This window comes from Clostridium sp., from assembly GCF_036642255.1.
Classification (GTDB): domain Bacteria; phylum Bacillota; class Clostridia; order Clostridiales; family Clostridiaceae; genus Clostridium_J.
Map to the genome: position 1 here is coordinate 122,772 of NZ_JAVWDJ010000008.1, position 20,230 is coordinate 143,001.

The 20,230-nt window shown below is 31.0% G+C and carries 23 protein-coding genes; all 23 read right to left on the reverse strand.

What is annotated here, in order from left to right:
- Positions 1 to 121 precede the first annotated feature (121 nt).
- The 23 genes from RR409_RS06605 to RR409_RS06715 all read right to left on the reverse strand — a co-directional run bounded on the left by RR409_RS06605 (position 122) and on the right by RR409_RS06715 (position 20,146).
- Positions 122 to 451 carry a flagellar protein FliT gene (locus RR409_RS06605; RefSeq protein WP_332556942.1) on the reverse strand — a complete coding sequence of 110 codons (330 nt, stop codon included), beginning with the start codon at positions 449 to 451 and terminating at the stop codon, positions 122 to 124.
- Between the two features lie 7 nt (positions 452 to 458).
- Positions 459 to 2,528, reverse strand: a complete 2,070-nt coding sequence (gene fliD, locus RR409_RS06610) for a flagellar filament capping protein FliD (protein WP_332556943.1) — start codon at positions 2,526 to 2,528, stop codon at positions 459 to 461.
- Between the two features lie 15 nt (positions 2,529 to 2,543).
- On the reverse strand, positions 2,544 to 2,930 hold the full coding sequence (fliS, locus tag RR409_RS06615) for a flagellar export chaperone FliS (RefSeq protein ID WP_332556944.1): 387 nt from the start codon (positions 2,928 to 2,930) through the stop codon (positions 2,544 to 2,546).
- 67 nt (positions 2,931 to 2,997) lie between these two features.
- A complete protein-coding gene (locus RR409_RS06620; RefSeq protein ID WP_332556945.1) occupies positions 2,998 to 3,345 on the reverse strand; it encodes a flagellar protein FlaG in 348 nt (115 codons plus the stop codon).
- Positions 3,346 to 3,368: 23 nt separating this feature from the next.
- Complete coding sequence (gene csrA / locus RR409_RS06625) at positions 3,369 to 3,584, reverse strand: carbon storage regulator CsrA (RefSeq protein WP_332556946.1); 216 nt, start codon at positions 3,582 to 3,584, stop codon at positions 3,369 to 3,371.
- A gap of 4 nt (positions 3,585 to 3,588) precedes the next feature.
- Complete coding sequence (fliW, locus tag RR409_RS06630) at positions 3,589 to 4,014, reverse strand: flagellar assembly protein FliW (protein ID WP_332556947.1); 426 nt, start codon at positions 4,012 to 4,014, stop codon at positions 3,589 to 3,591.
- Between the two features lie 109 nt (positions 4,015 to 4,123).
- A complete protein-coding gene (gene flgL / locus RR409_RS06635) occupies positions 4,124 to 5,065 on the reverse strand; it encodes a flagellar hook-associated protein FlgL (protein ID WP_332556948.1) in 942 nt (313 codons plus the stop codon).
- A gap of 14 nt (positions 5,066 to 5,079) precedes the next feature.
- Complete coding sequence (gene flgK / locus RR409_RS06640; protein WP_332556949.1) at positions 5,080 to 6,849, reverse strand: flagellar hook-associated protein FlgK; 1,770 nt, start codon at positions 6,847 to 6,849, stop codon at positions 5,080 to 5,082.
- Between the two features lie 11 nt (positions 6,850 to 6,860).
- On the reverse strand, positions 6,861 to 7,271 hold the full coding sequence (locus RR409_RS06645) for a flagellar protein FlgN (RefSeq protein WP_332556950.1): 411 nt from the start codon (positions 7,269 to 7,271) through the stop codon (positions 6,861 to 6,863).
- A 3-nt stretch (positions 7,272 to 7,274) separates the two neighbouring features.
- Positions 7,275 to 7,562 (reverse strand): flagellar biosynthesis anti-sigma factor FlgM, encoded by a 288-nt coding sequence (locus RR409_RS06650; RefSeq protein ID WP_332556951.1) that lies wholly within the window; start codon positions 7,560 to 7,562, stop codon positions 7,275 to 7,277.
- A gap of 170 nt (positions 7,563 to 7,732) precedes the next feature.
- Positions 7,733 to 8,908 carry a flagellar motor switch phosphatase FliY gene (fliY, locus tag RR409_RS06655; protein ID WP_332556952.1) on the reverse strand — a complete coding sequence of 392 codons (1,176 nt, stop codon included), beginning with the start codon at positions 8,906 to 8,908 and terminating at the stop codon, positions 7,733 to 7,735.
- The gene (gene fliM / locus RR409_RS06660; protein ID WP_332556953.1) at positions 8,901 to 9,896 is read right to left on the reverse strand and encodes a flagellar motor switch protein FliM; all 996 of its coding nucleotides are present in this window, start codon (positions 9,894 to 9,896) and stop codon (positions 8,901 to 8,903) included. The genes fliY and fliM overlap by 8 nt, the downstream gene beginning before the upstream one ends.
- Before the next feature lie 27 nt (positions 9,897 to 9,923).
- On the reverse strand, positions 9,924 to 10,322 hold the full coding sequence (locus RR409_RS06665; protein WP_332556954.1) for a chemotaxis protein CheW: 399 nt from the start codon (positions 10,320 to 10,322) through the stop codon (positions 9,924 to 9,926).
- An 11-nt stretch (positions 10,323 to 10,333) separates the two neighbouring features.
- A complete protein-coding gene (locus RR409_RS06670; RefSeq protein ID WP_332556955.1) occupies positions 10,334 to 10,693 on the reverse strand; it encodes a response regulator in 360 nt (119 codons plus the stop codon).
- Positions 10,694 to 10,706: 13 nt separating this feature from the next.
- Positions 10,707 to 11,306, reverse strand: a complete 600-nt coding sequence (locus tag RR409_RS06675; protein ID WP_332556956.1) for a chemotaxis protein CheC — start codon at positions 11,304 to 11,306, stop codon at positions 10,707 to 10,709.
- Positions 11,307 to 11,317: 11 nt separating this feature from the next.
- Positions 11,318 to 13,420, reverse strand: a complete 2,103-nt coding sequence (locus RR409_RS06680; RefSeq protein ID WP_332556957.1) for a chemotaxis protein CheA — start codon at positions 13,418 to 13,420, stop codon at positions 11,318 to 11,320.
- An 11-nt stretch (positions 13,421 to 13,431) separates the two neighbouring features.
- Entirely contained in the window at positions 13,432 to 14,196 is a 765-nt protein-coding gene (locus RR409_RS06685; protein WP_332556958.1) for a protein-glutamate O-methyltransferase CheR, read from the reverse strand.
- Position 14,197: 1 nt separating this feature from the next.
- A complete protein-coding gene (locus RR409_RS06690) occupies positions 14,198 to 15,334 on the reverse strand; it encodes a chemotaxis response regulator protein-glutamate methylesterase (RefSeq protein ID WP_332556959.1) in 1,137 nt (378 codons plus the stop codon).
- 24 nt (positions 15,335 to 15,358) lie between these two features.
- Positions 15,359 to 15,847, reverse strand: a complete 489-nt coding sequence (locus tag RR409_RS06695) for a chemotaxis protein CheD (protein WP_332556960.1) — start codon at positions 15,845 to 15,847, stop codon at positions 15,359 to 15,361.
- Positions 15,848 to 15,861: 14 nt separating this feature from the next.
- Positions 15,862 to 16,305, reverse strand: coding sequence for a chemotaxis protein CheW (locus tag RR409_RS06700; RefSeq protein ID WP_332556961.1), 444 nt, complete (start codon positions 16,303 to 16,305; stop codon positions 15,862 to 15,864).
- A gap of 14 nt (positions 16,306 to 16,319) precedes the next feature.
- A complete protein-coding gene (locus RR409_RS06705; protein ID WP_332556962.1) occupies positions 16,320 to 18,320 on the reverse strand; it encodes a FapA family protein in 2,001 nt (666 codons plus the stop codon).
- A 256-nt stretch (positions 18,321 to 18,576) separates the two neighbouring features.
- Positions 18,577 to 19,395, reverse strand: a complete 819-nt coding sequence (locus RR409_RS06710) for an aminotransferase class IV (RefSeq protein ID WP_332556963.1) — start codon at positions 19,393 to 19,395, stop codon at positions 18,577 to 18,579.
- Between the two features lie 112 nt (positions 19,396 to 19,507).
- Complete coding sequence (locus RR409_RS06715; protein ID WP_332556964.1) at positions 19,508 to 20,146, reverse strand: HAD-IB family hydrolase; 639 nt, start codon at positions 20,144 to 20,146, stop codon at positions 19,508 to 19,510.
- Between the last annotated feature and the right edge of the window lie 84 nt (positions 20,147 to 20,230).

The following is a 20,230-nucleotide window of genomic DNA, read 5'->3' on the forward strand; positions in this document are numbered from 1 at the left end:
TCCTTGAATTTTAATTTAGACATCCTTGTCTTTGATTTTTAAGGACTGTTCATCCTTATATTATAATTATCGTGCAAGCTTTTAAAACTTTATATTTTATTTTAAAGTTTTTTATGTTTTTTTAAATCTTTTTACTAAAGATATTAATGGTATTTATATTTTTTCCATAAATATTGTTGGCATTTTTCTTTTCATAGAGACTTCTTATTTCTTCTTTTACTTTTGCTTGTTCCTCTTTTATTATAAGCTTTAATTTTTCATCTAGCTTTAATAATCCCATTGATAAATAAACGTCTTTTATATAGTCTTTATTTATCTTTTCATCTTCAAATAATTCTTTTATTAAGTCTTCTCTTTTATCCATAAGTTTACTTATATCAATATCATTTTTCAAATTTTCTATTGTTTCTTCTGTTATTTTTTTATAACTCTCTAATATACTTTCTACCATTATACTTTTAACCCATTCCTAATTGTTGAGTTAAATAGCTTTGTTGTGAAGTGTATTTATTCATCATTGTTTCTAAGTATGCATACTTACTATACAAAGCTTGTTCTCTTCTTGAAAAGTCTGTTTCCATTTCCTTCATCTTTTGCTCATATTTTTCTATTGACTTACTTATTTCATTATTGAAAACAGTAGAAGAACCTTCAATACCTGCTTTTTTAAGCATAGAAGAAGCCACTGTTACAGTTTCGTTATATAAAATATCATTCAATCTTTGTGCTAAGCCAGTTTGGGAATATTTTTTATCATTTGAAAGACTAGGATCAGAAGGCTTTGCTTTTATAAATAAGTTCATTACTTCTTCTGAATTTTCTTCTAACGCTTTTGTTAATTTGCTTTCATCGATTGCAAAAGTTCCATTTTTAGTTCCTTGGTAATCTGCTACAGGCTTAATCCCTATTTTTTCAAGGTTTAGTCCAGAACCTTCTACAAGTGTTCTCATAGCTTCTTTCATGTTATTTGCTATTCTAGTTACATCATTATCCCTACTAAGTTGTCCCTTTTGTACTTTTTCATTCCAAAGCTTTATTTCATCCTCAGACATTTCCTTCTTTTGGTCTTCAGTTAATGGCATAAAGTTTTTATTTCTTTTTTCAGAAGTTAAGGTATTTAACTTTTCAATTAATTTATTATAATCGTTAATAAACTTAACTAATTTATCTTTAGTTTCTGTAACATCTTGTTTACCATTTATAGTTATAGAACTACCATCAGGTATATCACCATTAACCTTAAAGGTTACCCCATCTACAGTAATGGAATTTGATAATCCAGTATGAGTATAAATTCCACCCTTACTATTTTTAATTACCATTTCAGCATCTTGACCATTTGAAACAATCTTAATAGGTTCAACATAATCAGGATCACCCAGTACTTTAGGTAACTTAACATCAATATTTTGACTTGCTCCAGCCATATTAGATGTTAATATTATTTCACCTGTGCCTAATTCCCCAGTAGCTGTAATAGCAATTCCGCCATCTTTTAATACTTTATTTATATGGTCAGAAATTTCTTTTTCAGTTGTTTTACCTGTTAAATCTACTAAATTTCCATTTATAGAAATTGTCTTTCCTGAAATATCACTTAAATCAATAGTATTTTTTGTGAATGTGGCGTTTTCTCCTTCAGTGAATATACCATCAACACCATTTATTGATATTTTAGGATCTGCTACACCTTTACCTAAAACTATAGTTTTAAATACAATTTCATTGCTTCCATTAATTTCAGCTGTTAATTTGAAATCTTTCAATTTATCTTGAAGGACTTTTTCTATATCTGAATTCGTTAATCCATCTGTTTTTATCTGGATTTCTGTCCCAATCCCTATTTTTATTTTCCCACCTGATGATTTAAAATTATCAATTGTGAAACTTGGATTAGTTATAGTTGATGCTGTTGCATCAGTACCTTGTAAAAGGATTCCTATCTTATCACTAAATCCCCCGCCAATAGTAAACTTACTGTCTTCTCCCAATACAGTAGATTCTAAAACAAATCCACTTTTGTTCTCTCCACCAGTTGCTGCAAAATCAGTATATTTTACACTTACATTAATTCCTTTTACCTTAAGTTCATTATTTAAATTAGTAGCTCTTTCTTTTGCGCTTTCACCTTTTAATGTAAAAGTCTCACCATTAATCACTAATTTATCATCTTTATTTATGCCTTCTGTAATTGCTATTTGATTAGCCTTTGCACTTTTACCTGTTATGGTATAGGTATCTACCTTTGCATCACTACTCCCTGTAACTGAAACTAAGTTTTCATTAGAAGAAGTAAATTTAGTAGTTGTCCAACTTTTGCTAAGAATCAAACTATCTTTATTAGTTACATCAAAATACTTATTGTAAAGTTCTCTAGAATCTTTTACTACTTCCCTATAAAGTTTTTGTTTTATCTCAAGAATTTCTTTATCTTGACCTTTTTGTTGTATTTTTATCCTATAAGGTTTCATGGACTCTTTAACTAACTGTTCCATATCTAGTCCTGATCCTAGACCTGTTATCCTCATTTAAACACCCCCATTTTATTTACTTCCTTTTGAAACCTTGTAAGCTTCATTCCAAGTATCTCTAATATCCTCTATAAGAGGCATAATTTCATCTAAAACTTTAATATCCTTTTTCATATTAATCTCAACTAGCTTATCTAAAATAAATCTATAAATATCCATCAGATTATTAGCCCACTCTCCACCGTTAGTAACATCAAGACTTATTATTAATTCATAGTAAATATTTTGAGTTTTAACTAAGTTTTCATGTGCTTTTTTTATATCTTTCTCTAAAATAGCTTGTCTTGCTATTTTAGCAAACTTTATTGATCCATCTAAAAGCATAAGTAAAAGTTGCTCCTTCGAAGCAAAGTTTACACTATTATTCTTGTATGCATTGTATGCATTATTTCCATACATACTGTCTCCTCCTATTTTCTTATACCTAAAAATGGTCTCTATGGTGATTTAACTCTATTTCTACAGCTTAACCTTTTTTGTCTATTAAAATCCCAACCATTTCACACATTTTTGCCACCATATCTAGTATTTTTTTTGGTGGATACTCTGCAATTACTTCTTTTGTGTCATTATCTACAATTTTAATCATAATTTGATTGAATTTTTCATGACGTTCATATACAGCATGTACCTTTTCATCTTCTAGAAATTTATTTAATTTTTCTACAGATTTCTTGATATTTTCTTCCGAAAAGTTTCCTTCTGCATTTTCATTGTGATTAAGATTTTTTACCTCATCATTATTAATTACTTTCTGATTTAAGCCGTATTCCATAGAATTCTGTCTTCCTTGACTAATCCCTATAACATCCATATTAATAACACCCCAACCTTAAATTACTTCTTTAAATTTTTAAGTATCTCTAAATTATATTCTGTTGATTTTTGATTTTCTTCTTTTACTTCGTTATAAAGTTCTTTACGAAGTATTACTAATTCTTTCGGTGCATTTATCGCTAACTTTACACTTCCATCATCTAATTTAACAACTGTAATCTCAATATTATCACCTATAAGGATTGAATCACCTTTTTTTCTTGTTATAACTAACAAAATATCACTCCCTTATTAAAGGATGTTTTATACCGTATTTTTCATTATCTAGTATTATTTGTTCCCCAAGTCTCTTGTTTATATTTATAATTATAGGTGCTTTTAAGTTGGTGGTTATTTTTTTTATATCTGAGTTTAGTGTAACTGTATTTAATATCAGAACGTCCTCAGGTTTTTCTATTGATAATTCCTTCTGCAATTCATTACTTAGATTTACTTCATATTCACTTATAAAATCGAAGGGATTTATGGTTACTAATCCAATTTCACTTTCTTTATTGGATTGGAGAATTCTAAAGCATGGATTATCCTCTAAGGGAAATGAAATAAATTCATGAAGCTCTTCAAACCCTGGCAATCCTTTTTTAAAGGTAATTATATCTTTTTCTTCATATTTCACAGTTCCATGATACTTTGTTGTAATTTCCATAGAAACTTCTCCTTTTATTAGTCTAATTAGCAATATAGAGAAATAACCTTAACACTATTATTGTGTAATAAATTATTTCTCTTAAACTAAATTAATATAATATTTATTTTTATCTTAGATAATCTATCAAGCTTGGTTGTAAAACTTTAGCACTGGTTTGAAGCGATGCCATGTAAATAGTTTGCATAGTTGCAAACTCCATGGTTTTCTCTACGATATCTATATCTTCGTTGGCAGATAGGATCTCTGTCATGTTAAAGTTCTGTTCTACATTTAAATCCTTGGCACTTTCCATTCTGTTTTGCACAGTTCCTACCTTAGAGGAAAGCTTTAATAGATTATTTATTGCTATGTCCATTTCTTTCAAGTCATCACCTGTAACTTTACTCTTATCAGCTGAGTTGCTTAAATGAGTTAGAATGTTGTTAAATAGTGTAGATAAATCATTTTCGTTAGTATTTCCTGTTGATTTATCATAATTTAATACATCACCTGCAGTTACATTATATTCTGCTGTTACTCCAGGAGATATCTCTACTGAAAGACTTTTGTTTACGTTAGTTGTATCAGTGTTTGTGTAATCTAACACATTAGTTCCAGCGGTGTCCGTAACCTTCATAGGTTTTGTAGTTCCTTCAGTACCCCCAAAGATATACTTCCCATCAAAGCTAGTATTAAGAATTTGTCCAAACTCCGCCACTTTCTCATTTATTTCATCTTTAATTGCGCTAAGTTCTGAACTTCCATAAGCAGCGTTTCCTGCAGATACCATAAGTTCTCTTACTCTTTGAAGAGTATTTGTTGCTTGACCTAAAGCCGCATCTGTGGTGTCCATCCAGTTTATTGTATCCTTAATGTTTGAGTTATATTGTTTATTTGCATAAATCTCACTATACATTTGCATTGAACGCGCTACCTTAAAAGGATTATCGGAAGGTCTACTGAACTCTTTACCTGAAGTTAATTGCTTTTGTATAGTTTGCATACTATTTAAATTTCTGTTCATGTCACCTAAAAAGCTGGTGCTTAACATTCCATTGGTTATTCTCATATTTTCACCTTACCTTATCTCTTTAATCCATTGATAACTACGTCTAACAATTCATCAACAGTGGATATCATTTTTGCATTAGCTTGATAAGCATGTTGGAATTGAACTAGATTTACCATTTCCTCATCCATGGAAACCCCGGATACTGAAGCCCTTCTTGTTAATAATCCTTCAAGTAAAGTTTCTTGATTCTTAACAATTCTTTGTGCTTCTTGAGCTTGGATACCAAGTTTATTTATTGAGTTTTTATAAAAAGCTTCTATTTTCATTCCTGAGCTTGAGTTGTTCCCCTTTAATATCGTTTCTCCAGCAGGCAATGTAAATTCATTGCCTTTAAAGGTGGCATAGGTTGTATTTTTATCTATATTCTGAATTCCCATTGCTAAATCTCTTAGTTGTGCAATTGCTAAAGCTCTTGCTCCATCTGTGCTTCCTGAAGTTCCACTTACCCCAGTTTGGATTTTCATTGCATCACTTAAAATATCTTCATTAACTTTTATTGTCCCTGCAGTTATTTCATCTATATTTCCATTACTGCTTTCAAAGAAATTAATGCTTGTACCGCTTGCAGGTACATATCCTTCAGTATGAATTGCGTTAACAGAGTAGGCTAGTGCTTTTGCAAGGGAATCTAATTGTCCTATATAAGCATCTACATCCTTGTAGATTGAAAGAATACCTCCAAAGGCTCCGGAGGATGGTGTGAAATATGAACCATCAAGATTTTCCTTAGTAATTGCCACAGGTGTAGTTGTTGGTACATTTATGTCTATTTTACCTGTTCCAAAGCCAATGGAAATAGCTCCTGACCCATCACCTTTTTCTTCTGTCCACAAGTTTCTTGTTTTTTCAATATTTTCTAGTTGTTTTAATGAATCTGAATCAAGTGGTGCTCCAGCTGTTCCTGAAATTGTTAATTCAAACTTATTTTTAGGGGATGTAACATCACCATTTTTGTAGCACTGAATAGTTGCAGAAGTTATATTTCCCGATGCATCTTTTATGTAATCTATTTTATTAACAAAGGCTAATTTTTTAACTGGTGTGCTTCCATCAGTGTTTATTAGATTTATATCGTTTAGACCGTCTGGAGTCAATTTCATAGAGTTGTAAGTTTCATTTTTTGTGTTAATTCCAAATTTTGAACTTAATTCATCTAGTAGTAAATCTCTTCTATCCATTAAGTCATTTGGATTATTTCCTGCCACTGTAACTGTTTTAATTTCATCATTGATAGAATTTAATTGATCGAATATATTATTTATATCAAACAAGCTTTGTTGTATTTCAGCTTTGGAATTTTCTTTTATAGCATTTAATTTTCCATGTGTACGATTAAGTTCATCTGCAAGAGTTTTAGCTTTCTGAGCTACTATAGTTCTTGCATCCGATTTTTCTGCATTGGTGGAAAGACTCTGCCAACCATCAAAAAACTCAGACATTAGTTTTGATATTCCTGAATCTGAGGGTTCATTAAACACGCTTTCAATTTCTGTTAAGTATTGCTCTCTAATCCCATATTGCCCTTTGTGACTCGATTCTTTTCTTATTTGGTAATCAAGGAATATATTTCTTGCTCTTTGAACTTCACTAACCACAACCCCAGTACCTACTTGTCCAGCTCCAGTTACCGTTTGAGGTCTACCCGTTTGAAGTATTAAATTTTGTCTTGAGTATCCTGGTGTGCCAGCATTAGAAATGTTATGACTTGTTACGTTTATTTGTTGTTGTTGAGCAAACATTGCCCCTTTGGAAATATTTAAAGTGGAAAATAGTCCCGACATGATTTCACCTCTTATCTTTTAAGTTTCCCATATCCGTTATATGTATTTGTTTCTTTTCTTGGCTTTAACATATTAAGCATAGAATTGGTATAACTTAAACTTTGCTTAATAAGTAAATCGTTACTTTCTTTCTGAACTGAAGCCTCTTGTAGTAATCCTAGTAAATTTTCATGTAATTCTTGTAATTCTATGTCTTTAAATTCATCAACAATTAAATTCATAGACTTACTTCCTACAAGTTTTCTTCTTTTGCTTTCTGAAGCTGCAACTAACTTGCAACCTTCCTCAATTTTAGGAATAATCCCATCAAGGTTAAAAACCTCCTGATTAACTAAGTAGCTGTGCTGCTCTTCAAGGAGGTTTAGTAGGGATTTTACAGTATTTATTTCTTCATTTAATATTTCTTTTAATAAAGTCAACATAGGCTAAGCTTTTCCTTTCATAGCTTCCATAAGTTTTGTAGCTAACACCTTAGTGTCTACTTTATACTTACCGTTTACTATTTGGTTTTTTATAGCTTCAATATCCTTTGTTCCTTTTAAGTCTAATTTACTTTCTTCTATAGAGAAGTTGTTTAAAGCTTTCCCTATAGAAGAAATTTCTAATTTATCATTGTTATTTGATTTCTCATTACTTTTTAGTTTTTCGTTATTTGCTTTATAGTTATTTATATACTTAATGTTATTTAAGTTGTTTGAATTATTTATTTTCATATTTACACTCCTGTTTAGCCTATATTTAGGCATCTAAAATATTTGTGTAGTAAAGATGCCTAACTACTCATAAGATTATATTCGTATATTTATCTTAAAAGTTTAGGGTGACATTGTGAACTTTACATGAAAAAATAAAACCAAAATTGCCATCACATGCATTTTAAACATTATTTTGCTAAAGTTTTAATTCTCTCTTCACCACTAACAATGCCTGTAATTTTAACACCGAAGTTTTCGTCGATGACTACTACTTCACCGTAAGCTATCTTTTTGCCATTTATAAATATATCTACTGGTTCCTCTGCCAGTTTATTTAACTCTATTAGGGAACCTGCAGATAAGGCTAATATGTCCCTGATATTCTTCTTTGTTCTTCCTAGTTCTACCGAAACTTCTAAAGGTACATCTAATATTAAATCAATATTCTTCGGCATAGAGTTTACTGCCACTTCATTTAACTGTTGGAAAGCAGCTTGTTTAACCTGTACTGGCTCTGCATAAATTTCTGGCTCTTTATAGCTATAACCAGCCATGGAATTACTACTATTTTCATGTGACGGTTCTCTATAAGATTGACCCTCATTTCCACCATATGTATTATTGCTTACAGGTTGATGACTATGACTTTGCATTTCCGGCTGCTTAGGTGTTGCCATAGGCTCATCCTGTTCTTCTGTACCCATCATTATAGATACTATTTTCTTTCCTGTATCATAAGTTAAAATTTGCAGTATATTACTATCTATTAAATCACCTATGGTCATTCTAAAAGATATAGGAATTATTTGCTCATCCTCATTAATATCCTTAGCAATTGGTGATGTGTGTTCATCAATAATAGATGACACCGGTGGAGAAATATTAACTTCGCGTCTAAACATAGTAGCCATTGAAGTTGCTGCTGAGCCTATCATTTGGTTCATAGCTTCTTGCACAGCACTTATTTCTATTTCAGATAGTTCCGAATGAGGTTCTACTTCTCCATTCCCCCCCATCATTAAGTTTGCAATAACTGCTGCATCTGTGATTTTCATTATTAAAAGGTTTCCACCAGATATACCACTGGTAAATTTAACATCCAAAATAACATTAGGTGTTTCAAAGCTACCTTTTAATTGTTTTAATGTAGTAACACTTACACTTGGTGTTGTAATATTAACCTTTTGTCCTACTATGGTGGACAGGGCTGTAGATGCTGAGCCCATGGATATATTTCCAACCTCTCCAAGCAAATCTTTCTCTAAATCTGAAAGCTGTTCTACATCAGGAGCAGGTTCTTCCGCGGTGAAGCCACCATTTAATAAGGAATCTATTTCTTCTTGTGAAAGGAACCCATTACTCATTATTCTCCACATCCTTATCTATATAGTCTATTATTTGAATTGCTTTATTTTTGCCATGTAATCCTGGCTTTGCCATAAAAGTTAACTGTTCCTCTACAAAAACTTCAATAGGATTCTCATACTTATTATCTAAAGTAATAACATCTCCCAGTTCTAAACTCAAAAAGTCCTGAACGGTAATTGCAGAGGTTCCAAGCATAGCTTTCAACCCCACATTCACCCTTTTCAAATTCTTATTGAGTTTTTCTCTTGATTCGAGTTGTAGTCCATCATCACCTTCACTAAACCAATACTGTACCACTAATTTTTCTAGTATTTTTTCTAAACTTAAGAATGGTATACAAATGTTAATAAACATATTGGTTTCTAACATTTCCACGGTAAAGGTAATTAGCGCTACTGGTTCGTTTGGCGCAAGAGTTTGATTTAGAGCTGGATTTGTTTCAACAGATTCAACTTCTGGGTTTACCTCAATGACATCTTCCCAAGCTAGCTTTAAGTTTGATATTAATCCTGTATTTACATGTTTTATTAGATTCTTTTCTATATCTGTAAGTTCTTTAAACTTTGGTTTTTTTATACCTCTTCCACCAGCCAATACATCAAATATCCTTAACACAAATTCTTCATTGGTTTCCAGTAAAATTTGCCCGCTTAAAGGTGGCATTTTAAACACTGTAAGAACAGTTGAACTTGGTATAGAATGAATGAACTCCTCATAAGTTATTTGCTGAACACTTTCAATTTTAACTTTCACGTTGTTTCTAAGTTGTGCCGTTAAATAATTTGAAATTATTCTAGCATAGTTGTCATGAATCAATTCTAAAGTTCTAATATGATCCTTTGAAAACTTTTGAGGTCTTTTAAAGTCATATAATTTTACCTTGGCTTTAGACTCATCAGCTTGGAGCTCATCCGGCTCTATATCACCAGAAGACAAGGCAGATAAAAGAGCATCTATTTCATTTTGGGATAAAACTTCTGGCATACTCTACCTCTTTTCTACCTCTAGGTGTTATTGTAGCATCTTTTCGAAATCAATTAATGTTATAATTCTATCTTTTAAATTTATAACTCCCTTGATATATGATTTATCCATCTCACTATGAAGTTTTTCCAATTCTTCTTCATTAAATTCCATAACTTCATCAACATTGTCTACAGTTATTCCCACAAGCTCATCTTGAAGCTTTAAAATTATAATATTATCATTTTTATCGTCCCCAACAGTCATACCTAAAAGTAAATTAATATCAAGAATGGAAATAATGTTTCCTCTTAAATTAATAAGCCCTTTGATATAGCTTGGAGCCTTTGGAACCTTAGTAATTTTCATTAAATCATTTATACTTTGCACGTTACTAGTTTCCACTGCAAACTGTTCATCGCCTATATTAAAAACAACAACTTGCACCTAAACTCCCCCTACCCAATTACTTTCTTTATTGCTTCTAAAACTCTATCTGCTTGGAATGGTTTAACTATAAAATCTTTTGCTCCAGCTCTTATAGCATCCATAACCATGCTTTGCTGTCCCATAGCACTACACATTACTACTTTTGCATTTGGATCAAAAGCCTTAATAGCCTTAACTGCTTCGATTCCATCCATCTCTGGCATAGTGATATCCATAGTTACCACATCTGGTCTTTCTGCCTTATAAAGTTCTACAGCTTTTGCTCCATTTGCCGCTTCACCAATTACTTGAAATCCATTTTTCTCTAATATATCTTTAATCATCATTCTCATAAAAGTCGCATCGTCTACAATTAATACTTTAGCCATTTTAAAACCTCCATTATTTCAATCCTAAGGATTCTAATATTTTTTCTAAGGAACCTGGCATAGGAATAAAATAAAAATTCCCCCTAAGTTCTTCTTTTTCTTGTATAAAGTCTGTTTCAATATCTAATACACTATCACTATATTGTCCTGCTTCTATAAAGGTTGTAGAAAGTATAGCACAAAGCATATCCTTTGTCACTGCTGGAACAGACGGGAACAAACTAAGATTAGTAAGTTTTCCTATAGCATTCATATATGTGGCAAAAATAATGTTACCAATTTCACCTAAAACAGAAAAACCTATTTCACTTAATTCTTCTCCTGTTTCTCCAACTAGAGATTCTACAATTTTAAAAATAGTGTGTTTATCAAATACAAATAACATATTTCCTGGACAATCTCCAAGAACCCTAGCAACTACTGCATAAACTACTTCTTCACCATCAATTCTAGAAAATATATCTTCCAGACCTATAACATTTACCTTAGGCACTGTGATTTGAATTTCACGTCCTAAAAGTTGTGACATAGCTGTTGCTGCATTTCCTATTCCAATATTTCCAACTTCTCTTAGGGCATCAATTTGTATATCATTAAACTCAAGATAACTCACTACTGCACCCCCTAAATAAGTGCAGCTACATCAAGAATTAAAGTAACAAGACCATCACCCAGTATTGTAGCTCCTATATATTCATGAGTAGATTTTAAAGTTTTTCCAAATGGTTTTATTACTATTTCTTGTTGGCCAAGTAACGAATCTACAACTAGACCCATTTCACGTTCTCCAACTTTCACAAGAATTATATATTTCTTACCATGATCTACTGAATCCATATTAAGCTTTTGGTTTAATCTCACAATACTTATCACATTGCCATTATATAAAACTACTTCCTTATTATTAGTTTTTCTTATATTCTCTGGTTTATATTCAATTACTCTATCAATAAACCCTAAGGAAATAGCCATAGTTTCTGATCCTACTTTAACTAGTAGGGCTTGAATAATTTGCAGAGTTAATGGAAGCCTTATTATGAAGCTTGTACCTTTACCCACTTCACTAACAGCATCTACAGTTCCTCCAAGTGATGAAATTTTTGTTTTAACAACATCCATTCCAACTCCTCTACCGGAGATATCTGTAACTACTTCATTAGTACTAAAGCCTTGAGCAAAAATTAAGTTTTTAATATCATTTTCACTCATTCCATCAGTATTTATTCCTATTTTTTCAGCTTTTGCCTTGATTTTTTTAACATCAAGTCCTTTTCCATCATCTTCAACCTTTATAACTGCTTTTGTTCCCTCAGAATAGGCAATTAATTTTACTTTTCCTACTGGGTCCTTGCCCTTTGCTATTCTTTCTTCTGTTGATTCAATACCATGATCAGCAGCATTTCTTAAAAGATGAATTAAAGGCTCACCGATTTCTTCAATTACTGTTCTATCAAGTTCTGTATCTTGTCCTTGAATTACTAGCTCAATTTCTTTACCAAGTTCTAAAGATAAATCTCTTATCATTCTTGGGAATCTATTAAATACTACATCTAAAGGTAACATTCTTATCTTCATCACTAAATCCTGAAGATCTGTAGTAGTTCTTGCCACCTGTTCAAGAGTTTCGTTAAGTTCAATAATCTTATGGTTTGAACTTATTTGTTCTAATCTAGTTCTATGAATAACAAGCTCTGATACCATGTTCATAAATTTGTCTAATCTATCTAACTCTACTCTTACTGATTGTCCAATTCCTTTTGACTTAACTTTCTTTTCATTACCATTAGAAGCTGGCTGCTCTACTGGTTTATTTTTAATTTCGTTAGCTACAGGTTCTTTCTTTTCAATTGGCTTTTCAGAAATAACTTCTGCTTTTACTTCCTCCACCTTTATAGATTCTATAGCCTTCGGTTTATCTTCTTTATTATCCATCTTTGGAATTTGCGAATTAAAGTTACCATTTATTGCAGTAACTACTACTTCGTTAATTTCAGAAATTCCACTGATTTCATGCTGAACTTCATCATGAGTTTTACTAGATATATACACTAATTCGATATCAAAATCAAAATTCTCTGTTTCAAGATCTTCTAGAGAAGGCACAGATTTAATTATCTCTCCGTTTTGCTCTAAGGTTTGGAATAAAACAAAGGCTCTTGCCGATTTTAATATTGTTCCTTCATCTAAAGTTACATGAATATGATAAGCATTAAAGTTAGAATGTTTTGCTTGCTTTACTATATTAAGTTCATATTCATTTAACCCAATACTATCTTCTTTTATCACAATTTCTTCATTTGCTTCTAGATTTACTTCGGCTTCTTTAATGTTTAAATTTTCTATTTCTTCTCCATCAGCTATGGACTCTAATGAATGCACAATTTTATCTATTGCCATATCACCATTATTACCTTGAGTTATACTATCAACCATAGCTTCAAGGGTATCCAAACATTTAAATAACACTGTTACCACATTATGAGTAACTTTAAGCTTACCTTCTCTAAAATTGGAAAGTACATCCTCCATTTTATGAGTAAGTTCTGCCATTTTAGTGTATCCCATAGTTGCAGCCATACCTTTTATAGTATGTGCAACTCTAAATATTTCATTTAACTTTTCTCCATCTCCTGGATCACTTTCAAGTGCAAGTAGACATTCATTTAAGGTCTGCAAGTTATCACTTGATTCTTCAAGGAACATTGAAAGGTATTGAGAAGTATCCATTTTAACCCTCCTTAAATTTTCTTATAAATAAATGTAGATAGTTTCTCAAAGTTATACTTTTTATAGTTGTAAATACTTTCAGTAGCACCTATAAAAAACAATCCGCCTTTATTTAATGAAGTACTAAATTTCTCATATATTTTTTCTTTTATTTCGTTTGTAAAGTAGATAACAACATTTCTACAAACAATAATATCGAAGTTACCTTCATAACTATCTAATATTAAATCATGCTTTTTAAAAGTAACCATTTCCTTTATTTCATCTTTTATTTGAAATTTATCTCCCTGTTTTATAAAATACTTATCAAGTTGAGAAGAAGGAACATTTTTAACATCACTGCCTACATACACTCCATCTTTAGCTCTTTTTAATATGGTATTATCTATATCGGTTGCTATAATTTTATGCCTCACAGAAGGAGATATATCTTTAAGCATCATTGCAATGGAATAAGGCTCTGCTCCAATGGAACAAGCTGCACTCCATATTTTTAATGGCTTATTATAACTTAAATTTGATTTAATAAAATTATTTAATTCTCTAAAAATTTCAGGATTTCTATAAAATTCAGTAACATTTATAGTAATATAATCGAGAAATTTTTGTTTTTGTTCAGCACTGGACTTAAGCATACTAATATATTCTTCCACAGAATTTGCTCCTACCCTTGACATAAGGGTAAGGATTCTTCTATGAAGTTGATTGGATTTATATGCAGATAAATCTATGCTATATTCTTTTAAAACCCACGTTTCAAAGTATTTCAAATCCATATTAAACTTTTCCCTTTCCTGCAACTATGCTTACAACTTTCTCACTGATATGATGCAATGGTACAACTTCATCTACTGTATTAGTTTCATAGGCAGCTTTTGGCATACCGTAAATGGTACATGTTGATTCATCTTCCGAAATATTATATCCACCAAGGTTTTTAATTTCTATTACACCTTGTGAACCATCTTTGCCCATACCGGTGAGCACTACTCCTAGAATTTTTCCATTGTACACTCTAGCAGCAGATATAAACAATTTGTCTACAGCTGGTCTCACACCCCATATAGGTGGATCCTGTGTAAGCTTTATGGTGTTATCTAGTGAAACTTCCATATGACTGCCACCTGGAGCAATATATACAACATTATGTTCAATCTTTTCACCATGGGTTGCTTCTACCACTTTAATCTTGCTAAACTTGTCCAATCTTTCTGCAAAGGCTTTTGTAAAACCTACTGGCATATGCTGAACCACTAGCACTGGAACCCCTAGATCTTGTGGAAGACTTGTTATAACCTCATAAAGAGCTTTAGGGCCTCCTGTTGAAGCTCCTATCACTACACAATTAACTCTTCCAGATATATTTTTTCTACTTACAGGATTTTTTGCAGTGATAATTTCCTTTATTGCTATATTTTTTGCTTTAGATGCAGTTTCATTAACTGCCCCTTTAACTTCTTTTTTAGCTTCTTGAATATCTGAACTTCGAGATATTTTAGTTTTTATCCCGATTCTATTGGCAACCCTGATTTTATTTACTAATTCTTCTCTAACTGTATTTACATTTAATGAAATGGAACCGCCTGGTTTTTGAACAAAATCTACTGCGCCACTTTGCAGGCATTCAATAGTTATGTTAGCTCCATCCATTGTTAAACTACTAAGCATTATCACTTTCACAGGAATCTTAGCTTCAATTATCTTTTTCAGTGCCCCGATTCCGTTAAGCTTTGGCATTTCTACATCAAGGGTTACTATATCTGGAACTTTATTCTTTAGTTTATTTAATAAATCTTCACCATCACGTGCTATATCAATAACTTCCATATCACTTTCCATGTTTATCATATCAGAAATCATTCGTCGCATTAGTGCTGAATCATCTGCAACCATTACTGTAATTTTCGTTAACATATAATCACCCCCGCTTAGCACCAGTTATATTGTCTTCACACCTTCTCCTACAGTTTTCACAAAAAGTTCTCCTGTTACTGTGTCAAAGGTAATGGTTCTTCCTTTCGTTCCTCCTATATCTTCACTTTCAATAGGAATACGAAAGCTTTTTAAAACTTCTTTTACTGCTTTACCATTTCTGTCTCCAATATCCATATTTATTTTACTATCAGAAAAAGTAAACATGGAAGCTCCACCAGCAATCTTTGCTTTAAGATTGTTTGCATTAGCACCCATTTCTTTCATTCTAGTGATTAGTATTGGTATAGCTAAATCTGCAAATTTAATGTCATTGTTTACTTTGTTAAACTTTGTGCTATCTGGTAACATGATGTGAGCCAAGCCTCCAATACCCGACATCTTATCAATTAATGCTATACCTATGCAAGATCCTAATCCAATGGTTATCAACCTATCTGGAACTTTTGCTACTTTTAAGTCCGCAATGCCTACTTTAATTTCTTTGTACTCCATATTTCCCCCAAAAGTTAAATTCTTTCTTTTTCTTCATCTGATAAAACATTACTTAAATGGAGTAATATAATTATTTTATCATCAGTTTTCACTAATCCCTTTATATACCTTTTAGCAATATTAGAAGAAATCTCTGGTGCATCTTCAATAGCATCCTCATAAACAGATTTCACTTCATTTACCGCATCCACAATAATACCCACAGCTTTTTCATTATATCTTGTAACTATAATACAACTCTTTTTAGCATCAATAGATGATGCCTTATTAAAACGTTTTGCCAAACTAATTACTGGCAAAATTTTACCTTCATAATTAATAACACCTTCTAAAAACTCTGGTGAGTCTGGAAGTTTTGTTGAAACTTCATATGTCAATATTCTTTCAATCTCCATAATGTCTCCAGCAAAATATTGATCTCCTAAATTAAATACTAATAATTTAAACTCTTTAGCCATGTTATATTCCCCCCTTATAAGTTAAATTTATCTAATACTATTTCTAAGTCTTCATTTAGATAGCAATGTACATTTCTATAAGATTCATCAAGAACCAGTTCTCTTTCACCTACAATTAACTTTGTGTTGTGGTGAGCTAAATCACTATATATGTGTCCTTCTTTGGAAACTGAAACTATTGTACCTACTCCTGCAGTGGATCCTATAACTTTTGCTCTTATCTGATTTAAGGCTTTTAAAACCCCACCTCTAACAATACTGTTTTCATTACCAGTAAAATAAATACTGTCCATTGCGGTTACATAGGACTTGTACACTCCTTTTCCTGTAATGAAAATATCCCCAGAACATTCGATACTAGAATCTTGTATATAGCTAAATGTAGCACTTGATTTTGAATCTTCACTCACACTTACCTCAGCATGTTTTTCCCTGATCAAGCCTTCCACAATTTTTAATTCCTCAAAATCTTTAATATTTGAAAAATATATATCTGTGAACTTATCATGTAAAATCCTAAAAACTTTATCATCAGTGCTTCCAAAGATTCTTATATATTTTAATGTATTATTCAGATCACTTCTAAAATTTTTAAATTTATTTGTAATTACTGTTCTTATTATGTCGCTATCTGAGACGCCTTGCATCATTTTTGCTTTATGCTTAATCATGCCTACAGAACCATATATGTATTTTAATAAGTCTGCTAATGTATCTAGTGAATTTACATATTTTATATATTCCACATAGCTACCTCCAGCAACTATAGATGAAGTGATAACATTTCCTCTTATATTAACATCTCCATTAGCCTTTAAAACGGATCTATAAAAATTCGAATTAATATTAACAGAATTTCCTGACTGAATTTCCATACCTTCCTTTACATCACCATGAACAATTACATCGCCGATAAAATGAATATTTCCAGTTTTTATATCAACATCTGAAAAAACTTCATGGATAATATGTACAGAAAAGGTTAATCCCTTTGCTTGAGGTCTGCCATCAATAGATGCAATAATTGTGTTTTTATCTTTAAACTCACAACCCTCTTTAGGTATTAAATCCTTAATCTTTCTTTTTTTTGCTTCAATAGCTTGTCCAAATATATTTTTTCCTGAAACCCCTTCTTTGCCTTCTATTCTCTCACAAAGAATATCTCCTTTTTTTACTCCTGTTACATTGCCTATGGACTTAAAGTCCATATTTCCATTATCATCTATTTCATATTCATGTTTGTCATATTGCTTAAAATATATCTTAACGCTATCATGCACTGCAGCTTCCACCGCTTTGCCTTTTGCTATTAATATATCAGTACCTTTAGTGTCCTCTATCACTTTTTCTATGTTTTCCTCTACTAATCCATACACTATACCCTTCTCTTTAAGCATTGTGATTATATTATCTTTAGTATACTTCGGTGGATATTCTTCTTTTATTATCACCGCATTTAAAACTATAGATTTGTCTTCCTTAGCATCCTCTAGTCCATAAATTATCTCTGGCGAATAGGTTATTTGAAGAGATGCACTGAGTTTATCTTCTGATACTTTTATATTTGCTTCCCGTTTTGCAACTTTGTTTTCAAATATAATTTCCACTTTACTTCCAGGTGTAACTTTAGCTTTTTGTGCTACTTCTACTTCATCCACATGTAAAGTAACTCCAGTTCCCTTTACTATAGTAGCTTCTTGTCCACTATTTTTACCTTCACTAATTATTAAGCTTCCCTTTTCAACTTTTGCAGTGCCCCAATTAGTGTTTGATACAGTTTTTCCCATTTCACCATTGTTTTTAGTTTCTTTAATAGTGTTCTTTTCTATATCATTATATGTGTCATCATTTGAACCCGCTTCAATATAAACTACAATATTAAAAGTTTTTTTAAACAAACTTGTCTTATTACTTATAATTTTATAATTTAATTTATCTTTAGGTAGGTTCAGCTCATTTTTTGCATGTTCTAGGCAATGTTCAAGATTCTTTCCCCAAAATTCAATCTCTTTCACACTTGATTCCCCCATTTTCGTTCATTTCTATAGGAACCATTAAAGAAAAATATTATATATGTTTAATTATCGTCAAATTTCGCCTTTACTTTATGATTCTTTAACGAGATTTTGGAAGGATTAGCTTCTCTTGTAAGTTTTTCAAAGTTTATTTAATAAAAAACTTTGTAGATAACAACTTTCCCTTCCAGAATATTAAATAGAAAGAACTTATTTTTCTAATAAATTTGTTACTATTAGGAAGACTGCTCTAAAATTAAACCTCATCCCTAAGAGCTAAATCCTCGTTTATTATTTCGTTGAATTCCCCCATAATTCCTTTTATAATTTCATTATTTTCAGAATAAATTTTATCATTAGCTATTGAATTAACCGGTAAAACTTTTGGAGATGTACCAGAAATGAACACTCCGTCAAAATATTTTATTTCACTATATTTAACATTTTCTTCTAAGACTTCTAAGGCTAATCGTTTACAGGCTAAAATTATTTTTTCTCTTGTAATTCCTGGAAGCACATTTTTAACAGGCGCTGTATATACGATTTTTCCCTTTAGCATAAAAATATTTGACCTACTTCCCTCTGTTATATTTCCTTCATGATCAACAAGTATTGCCTCATAAGCGTCTGCTTTTCTAAGTTCTTCATTAACTATCTCTCTAAAACTATTATTTATAACCTTAGCATTAGGGTTTTCTCTTTCTCCAAAATAAAAGATAGTTTTTACTCCTTTTTCATACATTTCATTAGAAGGATAACTATGTTTCACACTGTATACTAAGGTGTTATTTGCATCTATTATTATTTTTATATTACCATTAACTATTTGGTTTTCTTGAATTAATTTTGTTATATACTGACTTAATTTTTTTTTATTTAAATCTATTTCTACATTAGATAGCTCAGTTGAGTTCTCCAATCTTTTTATATGTTCTTTTAAGAATAGTGGTTTTTTTTCAATTATTCTTAAAACTTCATATAACAGCTTTGTAGATTTTGGATATACCTTTTGAAATTCACTAGAGTTTTTAACTTCACCATTATGAATAAAAAAATCATTTATACACTCACTCATGTTAATACTCCTTTTAACTTTTAAACAATTATAATTTTTTAATTACTGTAAAAATATTTTAATTAAAATTTGGGACTTAGTTAATAAACAATCATCAATGGGATAAACACCTTTATTTCCATCTTAAAATCTCAAGTTCATGGGTTCCTTTATAATTGATTAAGTATCCTTTTCCTACTAGTTTTAATAACGGCAAATCCGCAAGTGAATCAGAAAACATGTAAGAATTTTTAAAATCCGCCTCAATATTATCTTTTTTCAACTCTTCCATTAATCTTTTTATCTTTTCTTCCCCCTTACAATTTGCACCTTCCATTAGTGATTTAAATACTCCATTTTCAACTTTAAACTTTGTTCCAATAATTTTATCCACTTCTTTTATATTGTATAATTCATTAAGGTAAAACTCTCCCGAAGCAGAAATCAAGTATACTTTATATCCTTCATTTTTGAGTTTTTTTATCATATTAATTGCATCTTCATAGATAATACTACTGAGTTTTTCTCTATAGAAACTTTTCACGATTCTCTGTACTTCTTTTTCTTCTACCCCATCAAGAAACCTCAAGAAAGCTTCTTTAGATTTTTTTTCATCATAAAACTTTATTCCATAAAGTAGCAAGGTAATCAAATGTCTTGGTAAATGTTTAATCAATTTCGGATCTTTTTTTAACATATATTTATATAGTTCTATAGAGGTTTCTTTTTTTGTAAGCGTAAAATCAATATCAAAAATAGCTAGTTTTTCCATATGCATGACCATCCTTTAATTGTTTTCCATATTATTATTTAATAGAAAAGAGTCGCTGCAATACAACGACTCTTAGTGAAAAGA